General features: G+C 73.3%; 13 protein-coding genes. 8 read left to right on the forward strand and 5 right to left on the reverse strand.

What is annotated here, in order from left to right:
• Nucleotides 1-2: 2 nt before the first annotated feature.
• Nucleotides 3-1433 carry a S8 family peptidase gene (locus OG570_RS23950; protein WP_326959419.1) on the reverse strand — a complete coding sequence of 477 codons (1431 nt, stop codon included), beginning with the start codon at nucleotides 1431-1433 and terminating at the stop codon, nucleotides 3-5.
• Nucleotides 1434-1970: 537 nt separating this feature from the next.
• Here OG570_RS23950 and OG570_RS23955 point away from each other — a divergent pair.
• The 6 genes from OG570_RS23955 (at nucleotide 1971) to OG570_RS23980 (ending at nucleotide 10033) form a co-directional block, all read left to right on the forward strand.
• Nucleotides 1971-5051 (forward strand): translation initiation factor IF-2 N-terminal domain-containing protein, encoded by a 3081-nt coding sequence (locus OG570_RS23955; protein WP_326959421.1) that lies wholly within the window; start codon nucleotides 1971-1973, stop codon nucleotides 5049-5051.
• Nucleotides 5052-5214: 163 nt separating this feature from the next.
• Nucleotides 5215-5529 (forward strand): 50S ribosomal protein L21, encoded by a 315-nt coding sequence (rplU, locus tag OG570_RS23960; protein WP_247064489.1) that lies wholly within the window; start codon nucleotides 5215-5217, stop codon nucleotides 5527-5529.
• A 41-nt stretch (nucleotides 5530-5570) separates the two neighbouring features.
• The gene (rpmA, locus tag OG570_RS23965; RefSeq protein ID WP_155545674.1) at nucleotides 5571-5831 is read left to right on the forward strand and encodes a 50S ribosomal protein L27; all 261 of its coding nucleotides are present in this window, start codon (nucleotides 5571-5573) and stop codon (nucleotides 5829-5831) included.
• Nucleotides 5832-5940: 109 nt separating this feature from the next.
• Complete coding sequence (gene obgE, locus OG570_RS23970) at nucleotides 5941-7401, forward strand: GTPase ObgE (protein ID WP_326959423.1); 1461 nt, start codon at nucleotides 5941-5943, stop codon at nucleotides 7399-7401.
• Entirely contained in the window at nucleotides 7398-8507 is a 1110-nt protein-coding gene (proB, locus tag OG570_RS23975) for a glutamate 5-kinase (RefSeq protein ID WP_326959425.1), read from the forward strand. Before obgE ends, proB begins: the two co-directional genes overlap by 4 nt.
• Before the next feature lie 50 nt (nucleotides 8508-8557).
• The gene (locus OG570_RS23980; RefSeq protein ID WP_326959427.1) at nucleotides 8558-10033 is read left to right on the forward strand and encodes a class I adenylate-forming enzyme family protein; all 1476 of its coding nucleotides are present in this window, start codon (nucleotides 8558-8560) and stop codon (nucleotides 10031-10033) included.
• 8 nt (nucleotides 10034-10041) lie between these two features.
• Here OG570_RS23980 and OG570_RS23985 read toward each other — a convergent pair whose 3' ends face one another.
• Nucleotides 10042-10506 (reverse strand): SRPBCC family protein, encoded by a 465-nt coding sequence (locus OG570_RS23985; RefSeq protein ID WP_326943334.1) that lies wholly within the window; start codon nucleotides 10504-10506, stop codon nucleotides 10042-10044.
• Nucleotides 10507-10601: 95 nt separating this feature from the next.
• Between OG570_RS23985 and OG570_RS23990 the strand changes: the two genes are divergently transcribed.
• The gene (locus OG570_RS23990; protein WP_326959429.1) at nucleotides 10602-13457 is read left to right on the forward strand and encodes an AfsR/SARP family transcriptional regulator; all 2856 of its coding nucleotides are present in this window, start codon (nucleotides 10602-10604) and stop codon (nucleotides 13455-13457) included.
• Nucleotides 13458-13527: 70 nt separating this feature from the next.
• Nucleotides 13528-14070: a dihydrofolate reductase family protein gene (locus OG570_RS23995; protein WP_326959431.1), complete on the forward strand. Its 543-nt coding sequence runs from the start codon at nucleotides 13528-13530 to the stop codon at nucleotides 14068-14070.
• A gap of 21 nt (nucleotides 14071-14091) precedes the next feature.
• Here OG570_RS23995 and OG570_RS24000 read toward each other — a convergent pair whose 3' ends face one another.
• The 3 genes from OG570_RS24000 to OG570_RS24010 all read right to left on the reverse strand — a co-directional run bounded on the left by OG570_RS24000 (nucleotide 14092) and on the right by OG570_RS24010 (nucleotide 17618).
• Nucleotides 14092-14481 carry a PPOX class F420-dependent oxidoreductase gene (locus OG570_RS24000; protein ID WP_326943331.1) on the reverse strand — a complete coding sequence of 130 codons (390 nt, stop codon included), beginning with the start codon at nucleotides 14479-14481 and terminating at the stop codon, nucleotides 14092-14094.
• Between the two features lie 12 nt (nucleotides 14482-14493).
• Nucleotides 14494-16215 (reverse strand): arginine--tRNA ligase, encoded by a 1722-nt coding sequence (gene argS, locus OG570_RS24005; RefSeq protein ID WP_326959433.1) that lies wholly within the window; start codon nucleotides 16213-16215, stop codon nucleotides 14494-14496.
• Between the two features lie 131 nt (nucleotides 16216-16346).
• Nucleotides 16347-17618, reverse strand: a complete 1272-nt coding sequence (locus tag OG570_RS24010; RefSeq protein ID WP_326959434.1) for an MFS transporter — start codon at nucleotides 17616-17618, stop codon at nucleotides 16347-16349.
• Between the last annotated feature and the right edge of the window lie 18 nt (nucleotides 17619-17636).

The following is a 17636-nucleotide window of genomic DNA, read 5'->3' on the forward strand; positions in this document are numbered from 1 at the left end:
GCTCAGCGGGCCGGGTCCGGCCGCCCGGTCCGCGGCGCCACCGCCGCCATCGCGTCCACCATGCCGTGGCCGTAGAAGCCGTTGAACCCCTCGTACCCCGCGCAGTACGCGTCCTGGATCCCGTCGCCGGTCAGGTCGTAGTCGGCCGGGCACGCCATCGGCGTCGCCTGCTCGTCCAGCGACCGCCGCAGCTGCCGCGGCCCGGCGCCCGGGTGCTGGGACGCCAGCAGCGCGAGCACCCCGGCGACGTGCGGCGCCGCCATCGACGTCCCGCACAGCGGCGCGTACCCGCCCGGGACCGTCGAGAGCACGCACCGGCCCGTCTCGCCGCCGGGCGCGGTGACGTCGATCACGCCCAGCCCGTACGAGCTGTAGCCCGCCTTCACCCGGTCCGCTCCCACCGCCGACACCGCGACGACGTCCCGCAGCCCGGCCGGCAGGGCCTCGCACCCGGTGCCCGCGCCGGGCGCGCCCGACCGCGCGGACGGCGTCAGGCCGACGGCCTCGTTGGTCGCCGCCGCGACGTTCAGCGTGCCCGCCGTCGTGCTGTACTCCACCGCCCTGGCCAGCACCTCGTGCACGACGCCGCGGTCGTCGCCGCGGATGCACGACAGCGACCACGGGTTGACGAAGTAGCTGCTGTTCGTCAGCTGCATGTGCCGTGACGCCGCCCACATCAGCCCGCACACCGCGGCCTCGGGGTCGGCGTACCCGCGGTCGTCGATCACCTTCACCGAGGCGACGCGCACGCCGGGCGCCACGCCGGTGACGCCGTGGCCGTCGTCGGCCGCCGCGATGATGCCGGCCACGTGCGTGCCGTGCACCGACGTCGTCGGCGCCCACGCGCCGCGGTCCTGGTCGGGGGCGCCGGTGAGGCAGCCGGCGGAGTCGTCGCGGTCCAGCGCCGCGGTCAGGTCCGGGTGGGCCGGGTCGATCCCCGAGTCGAGCACGCCGACCACGACGTCGCGGCTACCCTCCGACACCCGGTGCGCCCAGCCCGCGTTGATCGCCTGCATGTCCCACTGCCGGGAGCTCAGGTCCGTGCCGGGCACCCGGGCCGGGTCGGTCGCGGCCAGCGCCGCCCGCGCGGGCTGGGGCTTGACCGGGTCGGTCGCGCGCTGCGCGGCCAGCCGCTCGCCCTGGGCGCTGAACGTCCGGTCGAGGCCGATCCGCGGCCCGAACCCCGGATCGCCGGACGTGGCCACGGCGACGGCGATCTGCGGGTAGTACACGGTCGTGGCGCCACAGGCGCCGGCAATCTGCGCGCGCGCGGCGGACTCGGCCGTGCCGCGGTCGAAGGTGACGACGTAACGCAGGGTCCGCCCGTGGGCGCAGGACGGCTCGTCGGCCGCCGCCGGACCGGCGGTGACGCATCCCGAAAGCACCAGCACGGTGCACACGGCCGCCCGCAGCGGCCGCGCCAGCAGGGACACTTGACCTCCCACCGGACGCCGGAACGCGGGTGCCGGCGCGCGTGCGCCCGGCCACCCCGAGCCGCACGCTAGCCACCCCGCGCCCGGCGGACAAGCTCTGCGGCCAAGTTCGCCCGGCCGGTGCCCCGCGGCACGCCCGGGCGGCCTGCGTGAGGTACCGAGTACACCGGTGCGGTCACCGGGTGTGGGATACTCGGGGAGGCCGCTGGGCCGCGGGGCGCACGTGAGAGGTGCTGCCTGCGGCATTGTGGCCCGGTGAAGTGCATGAACCAGCACCACGCGCGTCGCCGCCCGCAAGCCGGGTGGCTGGACGACGTGGCGGGCGGCCCGGGGGCCGCGAGGCTTGGGCAGGCACCCGCCGAGCAGACCTTTGACCGGGTTGCGCGCCATCGGGAGTCGGTGGTGCGGCGCCCGGTCGTCGGGCAAGGATTCCCGCCGCTGGTGACCACCACGGCGGAACGAACAGAAAGGGGCCCCTGCGCGGCCGCGTCCCTGCCGGGTTGAACCGGCAGACGCGCCCGGGGGCGGAGGAGACACATGTCGAACGCGGAAACACCCGCCGAGCACACCGGCGGGAATCCCGCCACACCCACGACCGGCCCGCTGGCCGACCTGCCCGCCCGGATCCGGGTGCACGCGCTGGCCAAGCTGCTCGAGTCGCACAGCCGGGACGTCCTCGCGAAGCTGGGCGAACTGGGCGAAAGCGTCCGCAGTGCGCAGTCGAGCGTGACCCGGGAAGTGGCCCTCAAGGTCGCCGAGGCGTTCTCCGGCGGCGACGTCGAGGTCGCGCCGGCTTCCGGTGGTGACGTCGAAGTGGCGCCCGCTTCCGGCGGCGACGTCGAGGTGGCCCCCACCTCGGGCGGTGACGTCGAGGTCGCGCCCACCGGGCGGACCCGGCGCAAGCCGGAACCCGAGCCGGCACCCGCCGAGACCGAGAAGCCGCGGCCGCGGCAGAAGAGCCGCGCGCACCTGCCGGTGTTCGCCGCGCCGTCGCCGGTTTTCCTGCCGCCGGAGCCCGCCGCGACCAAGCCGGCGCGCAAGCCGGCCGACCCGTTCGCGGAGCCGCCGGCTCCGGCCCCGGTGAAGCAGAAGCGCCAGCAGCCCGAGCCCGAGATCGTCGAGGAAGAAGAGGCCGAGGACACCACGCCGGCCATCGACGCCGACGACGACGGTGACGACGCCAACAGCCGCCGTCGCCGCCGCCGTGGCCGCCGCGGCCGTGGCCGGGGCAAGGGCGCCGACGGCAGCGACGACAACGAGGGCGACGACGCCCAGGCCGAAGAGGAGCAGCCGCCGCCCGCGCGCCGCCGCTCCCGCAACGGCAACACGGACGAAAAGCCCGCGAAGGACGAGTCGGACGTCGCGGAGGAGCCCGAGGGCGACGACGCCGACAACGACGGCGACAGTGACGGTGAAGGCGGCAGCAAGCGCCGTCGTCGCCGTCGCCGCCGCAAGGGCTCGGACGGCGACGACGCCGGGGACACCGGCACCGACGACCCGCCCAACACCGTCACCCACGTCCGCCAGGCCAAGGCCGAGCAGGCCGAACGCGCCGAGCGCGAGCGCCCGGCGGCACGCGACGAGGTGCGCAGCGTCCGCGGCTCGACCCGGCTCGAGGCCAAGCGCCAGCGCCGCCGTGACGGCCGCGAGGCCGGCCGCCGCCGCGCCCCGATCCTGTCCGAGGCCGAGTTCCTCGCCCGCCGCGAGGCGGTCGAGCGCACGATGGTCGTCCTCGAGAAGGGCGACTCCACGCAGATCGCCGTGCTCGAGGACGGCGTGCTGGTCGAGCACTTCGTGACGCAGTCGGGCTCCGGCTCGATCGTCGGCAACGTCTACCTCGGCCGCGTCCAGAACGTGCTGCCGAGCATGGAGGCCGCGTTCATCGACATCGGCCGCGGCCGCAACGCCGTGCTCTACGCCGGTGAGGTCGACTGGGACGCCGCCGGCCTGGAGGGCAAGGCCCGCAAGATCGAGCAGGCGCTGTCCACCGGCGACTCCGTGCTGGTCCAGGTGACCAAGGACCCGGTCGGGCACAAGGGCGCCCGGCTGACCACGCAGATCTCGCTGCCCGGCCGCTTCCTGGTGTACGTCCCCGCGGGCGGCGCCACCGGCATCTCCCGCAAGCTGCCGGAGAACGAGCGCCGCCGGCTCAAGGACATCCTCAAGCGGATCGTCCCGGAGGACGCGGGTGTGATCATCCGCACCGCTTCCGAGGGCATCGGCGAGGAGGAGCTCGGCCGCGACGTCGACCGCCTGAAGGCCCAGTGGGACATCATCAAGGAGAAGGCCGACGCCGGCTCCGGCCGCAAGGGCGGCGCGCCGACCATGCTCTACGAAGAGCCGGACCTGCTGGTCAAGGTCGTGCGTGACCTCTTCACCGAGGACTTCACCAAGCTGGAGATCCAGGGCAACCGGTCCTGGGACACCATCGACGACTACGTCCGGCACGTCGCGCCGGAGCTGGGCGAGCGCCTCAAGCGCTACACCGGCACCGGCGACGCCTTCGCCGACCACCGGATCGACGAGCAGATCACCAAGGCCCTCGACCGCAAGGTCTGGCTGCCCTCGGGCGGGTACCTGGTCATCGACCGCACCGAGGCGATGACGGTCATCGACGTCAACACCGGCAAGTTCACCGGCTCGGGCGGCAACCTCGAGGAGACGGTGACCCGCAACAACCTGGAGTCGGCGGAGGAGATCGTCCGCCAGCTGCGGCTGCGGGACATCGGCGGCATCATCGTGATCGACTTCATCGACATGGTGCTCGAGTCCAACCGCGAGCTGGTGCTGCGCCGCCTCACCGAGTGCCTCGGCCGCGACCGCACCCGCCACCAGGTCGCCGAGGTCACCTCGCTCGGCCTGGTGCAGATGACCCGCAAGAAGATCGGCACCGGGCTGCTCGAGGCGTTCTCGACGCCGTGCGAGCACTGCAAGGGCCGCGGCGTGGTCGTCTCGACCGAGCCGCAGCGCACGGCCGGCGGCATCGCCGCCCACTCTCCCAGCGGCAACGGGGGCAACGGCGGCAACGGTGGCGGGGGCAGCAACGGCGGCAGCGGTGGCGGGGAGAAGAGCTCCCGCCGGTCGCGCGGCCGTGGTGGCAAGGGCGAGGAAGCCGCCAAGGAGCAGGCCGAGGCCGCCAAGGCCGAGGTGCACGCCGTCCCGCCGCCGGAGAAGCGCGAGTCGATCGCGTCCGCGGTGGCGGCGATGGCCAACGCGTCCAAGGTCGCCAAGGAGCAGCCGCACGAGCACGGTGCCCTCAACGGCAACGGGCCCGTCCCGGAGGTGACCGACACGGCGGAGGCCGGTCAGGCCACCGAGACGCCGGCCGAGGCCGTGGTGGCCCCGGAGCCGGCGACCGAGGTCGCGGACGTCCCGGTGACCACCGAGGCGGACGAGACGCCGGCGCCGCTCGAGGAGCTGCCGGCCGTCGAGCGCTCGTCGGCGCCCGAGCCGGCGGAAGAGCCCGTCACAGAGTCTTCGGAGGCCGCTGAGCCGGTCGCCGAACCCGAGGTCAGCGTGCCCGAACCGGCTGTGCGCTCCACCCGGCGCCGTCCGCGCCGGGCGGCGTCACGCCCGGCCGGTCCGCCGGTGAAAGCCTCGGAGCAGAGCGCTAACTGAACACCAAGGGGACCCCGGTGGTAACGCACCGGGGCACCCCACGTAACCTGTAGTACGGCCTACCACCAGAGTAGGCCGCCTGCGTGAGAGCAGGACCGCCTTCCCGGAGGCGGGCCGATCGCGCGGGGCCCCCACCCATTGTCGAGTAATGCAGGAGACTTCCGTGTCGGCGTACGCGATCGTCAAGACCGGCGGCAAGCAGTACAAGGTTGCCGTCGGCGACGTGGTCGAGGTCGAGAAGCTCGAGGGCGAGCCGGGCACCGAGCACATTCTCCCCGCCGTGTTGTACGTAGACGGTGGCGATGTCACCACGGACGTGGACGCGCTGGCGAAGGTCTCGGTCACCGGCAAGGTCGTCGAGCAGACCAAGGGTCCGAAGATCCGGATCCACAAGTTCAAGAACAAGACGGGCTACCACAAGCGTCAGGGTCACCGGCAGAAGCTGACCCGCGTCGAGGTCACCGCCATCTCCATCTGAGGACTTTCCGGATCTTCGCAAGACTGAAAGAGGACTGAGCTATGGCTCACAAGAAGGGTGCGTCCAGCTCCCGCAACGGTCGTGACTCGAACGCGCAGCGCCTCGGCGTCAAGCGCTTCGGCGGCCAGGAAGTCAACGCCGGCGAGATCCTGATCCGCCAGCGGGGCACCAAGTTCCACCCCGGCGTGAACGTCGGCCGTGGCGGCGACGACACGCTGTTCGCGCTGGCCGCCGGCGCGGTCCAGTTCGGCGAGAAGCGTGGTCGCAAGACGATCAACATCGTCGTGCCAGTCGAGGCCTGAGTCTTCGGTTCTCGACGCTAGACCTCGAACGAGGGGTGGGACCGGAATATCCGGTGCCACCCCTCGTTTGTTTTGTGTATCCCCTGCTCGCGAATGAAAGAGGCAAGTGATGGCGTCCCGGTTCGTGGACCGCGCGGTGATCCACCTGACCGCCGGCGACGGTGGGAACGGCTGCGCCTCGGTGCACCGCGAGAAGTTCAAGCCCCTCGGCGGCCCGGACGGCGGCAACGGCGGCAACGGTGGTGACGTCCTGCTGGTCGTCGACCCGAACGTGCACACCCTGCTCGACTTCCACTTCCGCCCGCACGCCAAGGCGGGCAGCGGCAAGCTGGGCCAGGGCGGCGACCGCGCGGGCGCGGCGGGGGAGACCCTGGTGATGAAGGTGCCGTCCGGCACCGTCGTGTTCACCGAAGACGGCCAGATGGTCGCCGACCTCATCGGCCCGGGCACCACGTTCGTCGCGGCCCAGGGCGGCCGCGGTGGTCTCGGCAACCGCGCGCTGTCGTCGAAGGCGCGCAAGGCGCCCGGGTTCGCGCTGCTGGGCGAGCCGGGTGAAGCCCGCAACCTCGTGCTGGAGCTGCGTTCGGTCGCCGACGTCGGCCTGCTCGGCTTCCCGTCCGCCGGCAAGTCGTCGCTGATCTCGGTGCTGTCCGCGGCCAAGCCGAAGATCGCCGACTACCCGTTCACCACGCTCGTGCCGAACCTCGGCGTGATCACCGGTGGCGACACCGTCTTCACGATGGCCGACGTCCCCGGCCTGATCCCCGGCGCGTCCGAAGGCAAGGGCCTCGGGCTCGACTTCCTGCGCCACATCGAGCGCTGCGCGGTGCTGGTGCACGTCGTGGACTGCGCGACGCTGGAGCCCGGCCGCGACCCGGTGTCCGATGTGGACGCGCTGGAGCTGGAGCTCTCGAAGTACACGCCGGGCCTCGGCGGGAAGCTCGAAGAGCGCCCGCGTGTGGTCGTCCTCAACAAGATCGACGTCCCGGAGGCCGCCGAGCTCGCCGAGTTCGTCCGGCCGGAGTTCGAAGCCCGCGGTCTGCAGGTGTTCGAGATCTCCACGGCGTCGCGCAAGGGCCTGCGCGAGCTGACCTTCGCGCTCGCCAAGGTGGTCGAACAGTACCGCGAGATGCAGCCGGTGCTGGAGCCGGAGACGATCGTGCTGCGGCCCCTCGCCGTCAACGACGAAGGGTTCACCGTCGACGTCGATCCGGAAGAAGAGGGCGCCTTCATCGTGCGCGGCTCGCGCCCGGAGCGGTGGATCCGCCAGACGAGCTTCGGCAACGACGAAGCCGTCGGCTACCTCGCCGACCGCCTCAACCGCCTCGGCGTCGAGGACAAGCTGGCGAAGCTCGGCGCGCGCCCGGGCAGCCCGGTCACGATCGGCGACGTCCAGTTCGAGTGGCAGCCGTCGACGCCGAGCGTCGCGATGCACCTGTCCGGCCGCGGCACCGACGTCCGGCTCGAGAACCACGACCGGATCGGCGCGTCCGAGCGCAAGGAAGCCCGCCGGATCCGGCGTGACGGCCCGGACGAGCCGGAAGGCGCCGACGGGGACCTGGACGCGTGAGCGGCACGCGGGAGGCGATCGCCGCCGCCCGGCGGCTGGTGGTCAAGGTCGGTTCCTCGGCGCTGACCACCGCGGGCAGCGGCCTCGACGCGACCCGGCTCGACGCGCTGGTCGACGCGATCGCGCACCGGGTCGCCCGGGACACGCAGATCGTGCTGGTCTCTTCCGGTGCGATCGGCGCCGGCCTGGCGCCGCTTTCGCTGGGCAAGCGGCCGAAGGACCTCGCCACCCAGCAGGCGGCGGCGAGCGTCGGGCAGCTCGCCTTGGCGCACGCCTACGCCGAGTCGTTCGGGCGGTATTCACTCACGGTCGGGCAGGTGCTGCTCACCTCCGACGACGTCGTGCGCCGTTCGCACTACCGCAACGCGCAGCGGACGTTCTCGCGGCTGCTGGCGCTCGGCGCGGTCCCGGTGGTCAACGAGAACGACACGGTGGCCACCGAGGAGATCCGCTTCGGCGACAACGACCGGCTCGCCGCCCTGGTGGCGCACCTGATCGGCGCCGACGCCCTGATCCTGCTGTCCGATGTGGACGGTCTGTACGACGGCGACCCGCGCGAGGGCGCCACCCGCAAGCTCACCGAGGTGCTCTCGGAGTCCGATGTGGACGGTATCTCGGTCGGCATGTCCAGCTCCGGGCTGGGCACGGGCGGCATGGTGTCCAAACTGGCCGCGGCCCGCACCGCGGCGGGGGCGGGCATCCCGGTCCTGCTCGCGGCGGCGTCGGAGGCGTCCCCGGCCCTGACGACGGCGTCGCCGGGCACGGCGTTCGCGCCGGCGGACACCCGCCTGTCGGCCCGCCGCTTCTGGCTGGGCTACGCGGCGGACTCCACGGGCAAGCTCCGCATCGACGACGGCGCGGTGACGGCGGTGGTCCGCCGCCGCAGGTCCCTGCTGGCGGCCGGCATCATCGGCGTCGAGGGCGACTTCCAGGCCGGCGACGTCGTCGACCTGGTCGACACGAACGACCGCGCGGTCGCGCGCGGAGTGGTGGCGTTCGACGCGACCGAGCTGCCGGACCTGATCGGCCGCTCGACCCCCGAACTGCCGCCGGAGCAACGACGCGAGGTCGTCCACGCCGACGACCTCGTCCCGCTGCGCCGCTGAAAACCGCTGATCGGGGACCTGTCCCGGACGCCCCGTCCTAGGCTCCGCGCATGACCGGCCCCGCCGACATCCTCCGCACCGCCGCGCGGCGCCACCCCGACCGGACCGCGCTCGTCACCGCGACGCGCACGCTGACCTACCGCGAGCTGGACGCGGCCGCGGCGGCCGTGGCCGGCGGCCTGCGTGACCGCGGCATCGCGCCGGGCGACGTCGTGACGCTCTACGCGCCGAACCGCTGGGAGTGGCTGGCCGCCTACCACGGTGCGCTGCGGGCCGGCGCGGTCGTCAACCCGGCCAACGCCCTGCTCACCGCCGAAGAGCTCGGCTACGTCACCCAGGACTGCCGGGCCGCGGCCGTGATCACGACCAGCGCGCTGCGCGAGCGGGTCACCGGCGTCGCGCTCGTCGTGGACCTCGACAACGGCGCGGACGCCGTCCCGTTCGCGGACCTGCTCGAAGCGGCACCCCGGGAACCGGTCGATGTGGACGGTCCGTGCACCATCGCCTACACCTCCGGCACCACCGGCCATCCGAAGGGCGCGGTGCAGAGCCACTACGGCGTCCTGGTCAACTGCGCGCTCACCGCCACGATGCACGCCCGCCGCGAAGACGACGTCGTCGTCACCGCGTTGCCGCTCCCGCACGTCTACGGAAACGTCGCCGTGCACAGCACGTTCTGCGTCGGCGGGACGGTCGTGCTGCGCGAACGGTTCTCACCCGGAGACGTCTTCGCCGCGATCGAAGAGCACCGCGCGACCATCTTCGAAGGCGTGCCCGCGATGTACGCGATGCTGCTCGCCGACCCGGCGCTCGCGCGCGCGGACCTCTCGTCGCTGACCCGGAGCACGGTCGGCGGCCAGACGATCGCCGTCACGACCATGCGGGCCTGGCAGGAGCGCAGTGGCGCGCCGCTGCTGCAGGTCTGGGGGATGACCGAGCTGTCCGGGCACGCCACCACGCACAGCCCGCACGCGCCCGAGGTCCTCGGCTCCATCGGCGTCGCCTACCCCGGCGTGCAGATCCGCGTCGCCGACCTCGACGACCCGGCCCGCGACGCCCCGGACGGCGTCCGCGGCGAGCTGCTGGTGCGCGGGCCGGTCGTGATGCTCGGGTACCACGACCGGCCCGAAGCCACCGCCGAGACGATCGACGCGGACGGCTGGCTGCGCACCGGCGACCTCGGCTACCGCGACCCCACCGGCCACCTGTTCGTCGTCGACCGCAAGAAGGACCTGATCATCACCGGCGGCTACAACGTCTACCCGGCCGAGATCGAGCGGGTGCTCGCCGGGCACCCGGCCGTCGCGATGGTCGCCGCCGGGCCGGTGCCGGACGCCGTCAAGGGGGAGCTGGCCTGCGCGTACGTCGTCCTGCGCCCCGGCGAGACCGCCACGGCCGACGAGCTGATCGCGTTCACGACCCCGCACCTCGCCCCGTACAAGCGGCCGCGGCTGGTCCGGTTCGTCGACCGGCTGCCCGCGACGCCGTCGGGGAAGATCAAGCGGCGCGAGCTGGCCGGGCTGTGAGACCGCGCTCAGCCCCGGCCGGCCAGCTGCGCGCCGAGCTGGTCGAAGAAGACCCGCGTCCCGGCTTCCAGCGCCGCGAAGTGCTCGTCGGTCACCACGCCGGTCTGCCGGAACTCCTGGCGGGTGCCGCCGTCGACGTCCGTCAGCGTCACGGTCATCTCGGTGCGCATCGGCTCGTCCGGCGACGGCTCGTCGCTGAGCCCGAGCACCAGCCGTTCACCCGGGACGACGTCGACGTAGAACCCGGCGAACGGCATGGTGAAGTCGCCGGCTTCGGACGACTGCTTCGCGGCGAACCGGCCGCGCGGCTCGACCTCCATGACCAGGTCGTGGGTGCGGAAGCCGGGGCCGACCCACCAGCCCGCGAACCGCGCGGGGTCGGTCCACGCCGCCCACACCTCGTCGCGGGACACCGGGAAGGTGTCGGTGAGCACCAGCTCGTGCGGCGTTTCCACAGTTTCCATTTCGGACATCCGGACCACTCCTCGGGTTCTTCGGTGACTGGAGCCACCTTCGCCGGGCGGCCCATCCGGCCGCTATCGATCCGCTATGGACGACACTGGTGACGATGACCGAGCCCGTCACGCCGCCGCGACTCCGCCTGCTCGGACCCGCCGAGCTCGGGTCCCCGGCCACGCCCGTGGGCAGCCCGCGGGAGTCCGTCGTGCTCGCCGTCCTCGCGCTCGACGCCAACCGCGAGGTCGGGGCCGACCGGCTGGTCGACGCGCTCTGGGGCGAGCAGCCGCCGGCGACGGCCCGGTCGCAGGTCCAGATCTGCGTGTCCGCGCTGCGCCGCCGGCTGCGGGACGCCGGCGGGTTCGCGACGATCACCACCCGCGCGCCGGGCTACCGGCTCGACGTCGCCGCCGGAGACCTCGACCTGACGCGGTTCGCGGAGCTGGCCGTGCGGGCCCGGACGGACGACGACGCCTGCGAAGCGGCGCTTGCGTTGTGGCGCGGTCCCGCGTTCGCCGGCCTGGACAGCGAGGCACTGACCCGCGCGGCCACCCGGCTCGCGGAACGCCGGCTGGACCTGGTCGAGCAGCGCGTCCGGGCCCGGCTCGAGCGCGGCGACGACGTCCTGCCCGAGCTCACCGCCCTGGTCGACGAGCACCCGCTGCGGGAGAACCTGCACCTGCTGCTGATGCGGGCGCTGCACCGCGGCGGCCGCCGGGCCGACGCGCTGACCGCGTTCCGGCGGGCGCGGGACGTCCTGGTCGACGAGCTCGGCGTCGAACCGGGCCCGGAGCTGCGTGACCTGCAGGCCGCGATCCTGGCCGGGGAGCGGCCGGCCGTCCGGGACGTCGTCGCGCCGCCCGTGCCGCGTCAGCTGCCCGCGCCCGCCACCAACTTCACCGGCCGCGACGCCGCGTTGCGCGCCATCAGCGCACGGCTGTGCGGACCCGCCGACCCGCAGACGCCGTTCGCGGTCCGGGTCGTCGGGATCTCCGGCGCGGGCGGCGTGGGCAAGTCGGCGCTGGCGGTGCGGGCCGCGCACGAGCTCGCCGCGCAGTTCCCGGACGGGCAGCTCTACGCCGACCTGCACGACGACTCGGCCGAGGACAGCACGACCTGGTCGGCGCGGGTGCTCGGCAGTTTCCTGCGCGCCTTGGGCATGGCCGAGGAGCTGCTGCCCCGCGATCCGCGCGAACGCGCCGAGCTGTACCGCACGCGGCTGGCCGACCGGCGGGTCCTCGTCGTGCTCGACGGCGTCCGGCGGGAGGCGGACGTCCTGCCGCTGCTGCCCGGCTCGGCCGGCTGCGCGGTCCTCACGACGTCACGGGCGCGGCTCACCGGCCTGCCCGGCGCGGCCGGCGTCCAGCTCGACGTGCTCGAGGAGGACGTCGCGCTGCGGCTGCTCGCGACGTTCGTCGGCGACGAACGGCTGCGCGCCGAACCGGAGGCGGCCGAGGCGCTCGTCGCCGCGTGCGACCGGCTGCCGCTCGCGCTGAGCATCGCCGGGGCGAAGCTCGCGTCCCGCGACCACTGGGCGCTCGGCGACCTGCTGGACCGGCTGACCGACGAGAAACGGCGGCTGGACGAGCTGTCCTTCCGCGGGGTCCAGCTGCGGTCGACGATCGCGTTGTCCTACCACGGCTTGAGCGAGCCGGCCCGGTCCCTGTTCCGCCGGATGGCCACGCCGCAGCACCCCGACCTGCCGCACTGGGCGCCGGGTGCGCTGCTGGACCTCCCGCACGTCACGGCCGAAGACGCGCTCGCGGAGCTGCTCGAAGCCAACCTGATCGCCGACGGCGCCCCGCCCTCGGCGTTGTCCCGGCGCTGGCGGTTCCACGACCTCGTGCGCGTCTTCGCGACCGAGCGCGCGTCGGCCGAGGACAGCGTCGCCGAGCACGCGGCGGCCCTGCGCCGCCTCGGCTCCGGCTGGCTCGGTCTCGCCGCACAGGCCCAGCGCCCCGAGTTCGGCGATCGCCTCGACCTGCGCGGAACCGCGCCCCGCCGGGAGCCGCCGCCCTCGGCGACGGCCGCCGTCCGCCGGGCGCCGTTGCAGTGGGTCGACGAAGAGCGCTTCGCGCTCGTCACGGCCGTGCGGGAAGCGGCGGCCGCGGAGTGGGACGACCTGTGCTGGGAGCTGGCCGTCACGGCCGCGGCGCTGTTCGAGATCCGCGGCTACTTCGACGACTGGCGGGAGGTCGCGCAGCTCGCGATCACGTCGGCGGACCGCGCCGGCGACCCGGTCGGTGCCGCCGCGGCCCGCTATTCGCTGGGCGCCCTGCTCGTCCACCAGGGCCGCCCCGGCGACGCCGCCCGGCACCTCGAACCCGCGCTGGCCGGGTTCCGCGCCGCCGGGATCGGCCACGGCGTCGGCGCGACGCTCCGGCAGCTCGCCACGGTCCGGCGGCTGAACGGCGACCTCGCCGCGGCCCGGGCCTGCGCCACCGAGGCGTTGCCGCTGCTGCGCGCGGCCGGCGACCGCAGCGGCGAAGCCCACGCGCGGTCCGAGCTCGCCCGCCTCGACCTCGACGCTCGCGCGCTCGGCGACGCCGCCGGCCAGGTGGCCGAGGCGCTGCGGCTCGCGCGCGACGCGGGCGCGTCGCGCACCGAAGCGCAGATCCGCTACCGCAGCGCCGACGTCGAACTGGCTGCCGGGCACGTGGCCGCCGCCGGGGTGGCGGTGGACCGGGTCCTGGAGATCGCTTCCGGTCTGGGGGACCGGATCGGCGTCGGGTACGCGTTGTTCGGCCAGGGCCGGGTCGCCGTCGCGGCGGGCGACGCCGTCACGGCCACCGCCCGGTTCACCGAGGCGGTCACCGTGGCCGGCGTGACGGGTGACCGGCACCTGCAGGCGCGGGCGCACCGGCGGCTCGGCGAGCTGGCCGGGGACGCCGTGACGGCCGCGGAGCACGCTCACCGGGCCGAGCTGCTCCTCGCCGACGTCGCGCAGCACGCGAGCGGCGGCCGATAGCGCGTCGATAGCCCACCGGAAGCGTCGCCGCCGAATCTCGGGGCCCAGCAACCGAACCCGGGAGACCCCGATGCGCAAGATCGTCAACTCGACCTACGTGACCCTCGACGGCGTCGTCTCCGAGCCGCACCTGTGGTCCCTGGACTACTTCGACGAGGCCGCCGGCGCGTTCGCGCTCGACCAGCTGCGCGCCAGCGACGCCCTGCTGATGGGCCGGGCCACCTACCACAGCTTCGCCGGAGCGTGGCCGGCCCGCAGCGGCGACGAGTTCAGCGACACCATGAACAAGATGGCCAAGTACGTCGCCTCGACCACCCTGACCTCGCCGGAGTGGAACAACACGACCGTGCTGACCGGCGACCTGCCCGACGCCGTGCGGGAGCTGAAGCAGGCGCCGGGCGCGGACATCCTGGTGTACGGCTACGGTCCCGTCGCCCGCACGCTCGTCACGCACGGGCTGCTCGACGAGCTGCGGCTGTGGATCCACCCGGTGCTGCGCGGCGCCGGCGAGCAGCTCTTCGGCGAGGGCGTCACCGGGCGGTTCGGCAAGGTCGAGACCCGCACGTTCGCGAGCGGCACGGTGGTCCTCGTCCTGTCCGAGCCCCGGAGCTGACGGCCGACGAACTGCCGGCGCCTACGTCCCGCTGATCCGGTCCGGCTTGATCGTCAGCAGCAGCCGCGTCTGGTCGCGCCCGCCCCACCACGGGTACGGGCCGCCGAGGTACCGCTGCGCCAGCTTCTCGATGTGCTCGACGGCGCCGTCTTCGGTCATCCCGACGACCTGGCCGCGGATCGCGTAGTAGCGCGACGTCCGCTCGCGGTCGGCGACGTTGAGCGCGACCCGAGGGTCACGCTCGATGTTGCGCTGCTTCTGGTGGCCCAGCACGGTGTTCACCAGGATGTGCGTGCCGTCGGTGTCCACCCAGGTCTGGGTGAGCTGCGGCGAGCCGTCCGGCATCGACGTCGCCAGGAAGCAGAGGCTGGGCTCGCGCAGCAGCGCGAGCAGGTCGCCGGGCAGTTCCACAGTGGTCTCCCGCTAGAGCTGGTCGGGCGCGTCGATGCCGAGCAGGGAAAGCCCGAGCGCGAGCGTGTGCGCCGTCAGCGTAGTCAACCGCAGCCGGGACGCGCGCAGCTCGGGGGTCGGCGCCTTCAGGACCGGACAATCGTCGTAGAACCGGGAAAACGCGACCGCGGTCTCGTAAAGGTACGTACAGAGCTTGTGCGGCGCGTACGCGCTTGTCGCCGCCTGAAGGGCTTCGCCGAAGCGCAGCAGCTTCAGCGCGAGCGCCCGTTCCGCCGGTTCGTCCAGCAGGATCCGCGTGCCCTCGGGCTCGCCGCCCGCCTTGCGCAGGATCGAGCGCGTCCGCGCGTGGGCGTACTGGAGGTACACCGAGGTGTTGCCCTCCTTGGCGAGCATGCGCTCCCAGGCGAAGACGTAGTCGCGCTCGCGGTCGCCGGAGAGGTCGGCGTACTTGACCGCGCCGATGCCCACCGCGCGGGCGACCTCGGCCTGCCCGGCCGCGTCGAGCTCACTGCGTTCGGCGACGACCACGGCGGCCTGCGTCACGGCTTCGGTGAGCAGGTCGACCAGCTTGATCGTCTCGCCGGCCCGCGTCCGCATGGTCTTGCCGTCCGCGCCCAGCACGGTGCCGAAGCCGACGTGCTCGGCGTGCCCGGTCAGCCAGCCCGCCGTGCGGCAGGCCGAGAACACCATCGCGAAGTGCTGCGCCTGCGGCGTCCCGACGACGTAGAGCAGGTCGGTGGCGCCGCGCACGGTCGTCCAGTACCGGACGGTGGCCAGGTCCGTGGCGGCGTAGCCGTAGCCGCCGTCGCGCTTGCGGACGATCAGCGGCAGCCGGTCGCCGTCCCGATTGCGGAACCCCTCCGGGAACACGCAGACGGCGCCGTCGCTGAGCTCGGTCAGCCCGGCCGCTTCGAGATCGTCGACGACCGCGGCGAGGTACGGGTTGTAGAAGCTCTCGCCGTAGATGTCCTTGTCCGTCAAGGAGATCCCGAGCAGCGCGTAGACCTCGTCGAAGTGCCGGGTCGACTCGTCGACGAGGGTCCGCCACACGGCGAGGGTGTCTTCGTCGCCGCTCTGCAGCAGCACGACGCGGGTGCGCGCCCGCGTCGCGAACGCTTCGTCGCTGTCGAACTTCCGGCGTGCTTCGCGGTAGAAGGCGTCGAGGTCGGCGATCGCGCGCTGCTCGGACGGGACGTCGAGCAGGTGCTCGATGAGCATGCCGAACGGCGTGCCCCAGTCGCCGAGGTGGTTGTGCGGCAGCACTTCGTGGCCCGCGAAGCGCAGCAGGCGCGCGAGGGCGTCGCCGATCACGGACGAGCGCAGGTGCCCGACGTGCATCTCCTTCGCGACGTTCGGGCTGCTGTAGTCGAGCGCGATCGTGCGCGGCTCAGCCGTCTTCGGCACGCCGAGCCGCGTGTCGCCGAGCACCGCGGCCGTGCGCGATTCCAGCCAATCCTTGCGCAGCACGAAGTTGAGGAAGCCCGGCCCGGCGATTTCGGGCGCGTCCGCGATCCCGTCCAGCTCCACGGCTTCGGCGATCAGCGTCGCGACCGCGCGCGGCGGCCGGCCGAGCTTCTTGCCGAGGCTCATCGCGAGGTTGGCCTGGTAGTCGACGCCGTCGCGCGGCGACGCCTGGATCAGCGCCTGCTCCGGCGTCAGGTCCACGTCCAGGGCCCGGCCGGCGGCGGCCACCACGCGGCGCGCCAGCTCCTCGGTAACGTCGGCGGTGTGCACGGTGTCCCTCCTTCGGCTCGGTCAGTGAAGCCCTCAACTGCTTGAGGGGGTCAGGGTGGCGAAGCCCCCGGCACGGGGCGGAGCCCCGGATGTCACAGCCTAGCGAGCGGCACCGGCCGGCGACGAAGGGATTACCCCAGCTCGCTGCCCTTCGTCTCCGGCAGCGTCAGGATCACGGCGAACGCGATCGCGGCACCGGCGGCGACGTACCAGAAGTAGAGCGTCGGCGAGATCGCGCCGAACACCGTGATGAGCAGGGGAGCGGTCCCGCCGAAGACGGCGACGGTCAGGTTGTACCAGGCGCCGATCCCCAGCCCGCGCAGCTCGGTGGGGAACAGCTCGCTCATGATCGCCGGCGCGATCGACGTCATCGCCGTGTACAGCCCGAGCCCGACGCAGAACACGACGAGCAGGCCGCCGACGTCCGGACCGATCAAAGTGGACAGTGGCACGATGACGACGGCGGTCGCCCCGGACCACACGAGCAGCTGCGGCTTCCGCCCGACCCGGTCCGCGAGCGCGCCCATCGGGTACTGCAGCGCGATGAACAGCACGGTGCCGACGGACAGCGCGAGGAACACGGCCCCGGCGTCGGCGTGCCGGTTCTTCACCGCGAACGACGTGAGCGCGCTGAAGAACGTGTAGTAGCAGAGCGTCGAGAGCATGGAGAACCCGACGAGCCGGCCGACGGCCTTCGGGTGGTGCGTCAGCGTGGTCAGCAGCGGCCGTTCGAGCTTCCGCGCCTTGGTCTTCGTCCGCTCGAACAGCTTGGTCTCGGCGAGGCTGCGGCGCAGCCACAGCCCGACCAGCCCGAAGACGCCGCCCAGCAGGAACGGCAGCCGCCAGCCCCAGGACGCGAGCTGCGCCTTGTCGAGCGTCCGCGACAGCACGAACCCGAGCACGGTCGCGACGAGCACCGCGGAGCCGGTCGAGATGTAGAAGAACGCCGAGTACCGGCCCCGCCGCGCCGCCGGCGCGATCTCGCCCAGGTAGGCCGACGCGTTCGACACCTCGCCGCCGAGCGAGAGCCCCTGCGCGATCCGGGCGAGCAGCAGCAGGAGCGGCGCGAGCCAGCCGACCTGCGCGAACGTCGGCAGCACGCCGATCGCGACCGAGCCGCCCGCCATGAGCACGATGGTGAGGATCATGGCGGGCTTGCGGCCGCGGGTGTCGGCGAAGCGCCCGAGCAGCACGCCGCCGAGCGGGCGGAAGAAGAACGCGAGCGCGTAGGTGGCGAACGTGTTGATCAGGGCGAGGGTGTCGTTGCCGGACGGGAAGAACGCGCCGGCGAAGTAGATGCTGAACGTCGCGTAGATCGTCCAGTCGAACCACTCCAGCGCGTTGCCCGCGCTCGCCGCGAACAGCTTGCGCACCGGCAGCCGGTGCTGAACCTGCACGGTCATGGCAGCCTCCACGTCCCC

The sequence above is a fragment of the Amycolatopsis sp. NBC_01286 genome (assembly GCF_035982555.1).
In the GTDB taxonomy this organism is placed as follows: domain Bacteria; phylum Actinomycetota; class Actinomycetes; order Mycobacteriales; family Pseudonocardiaceae; genus Amycolatopsis.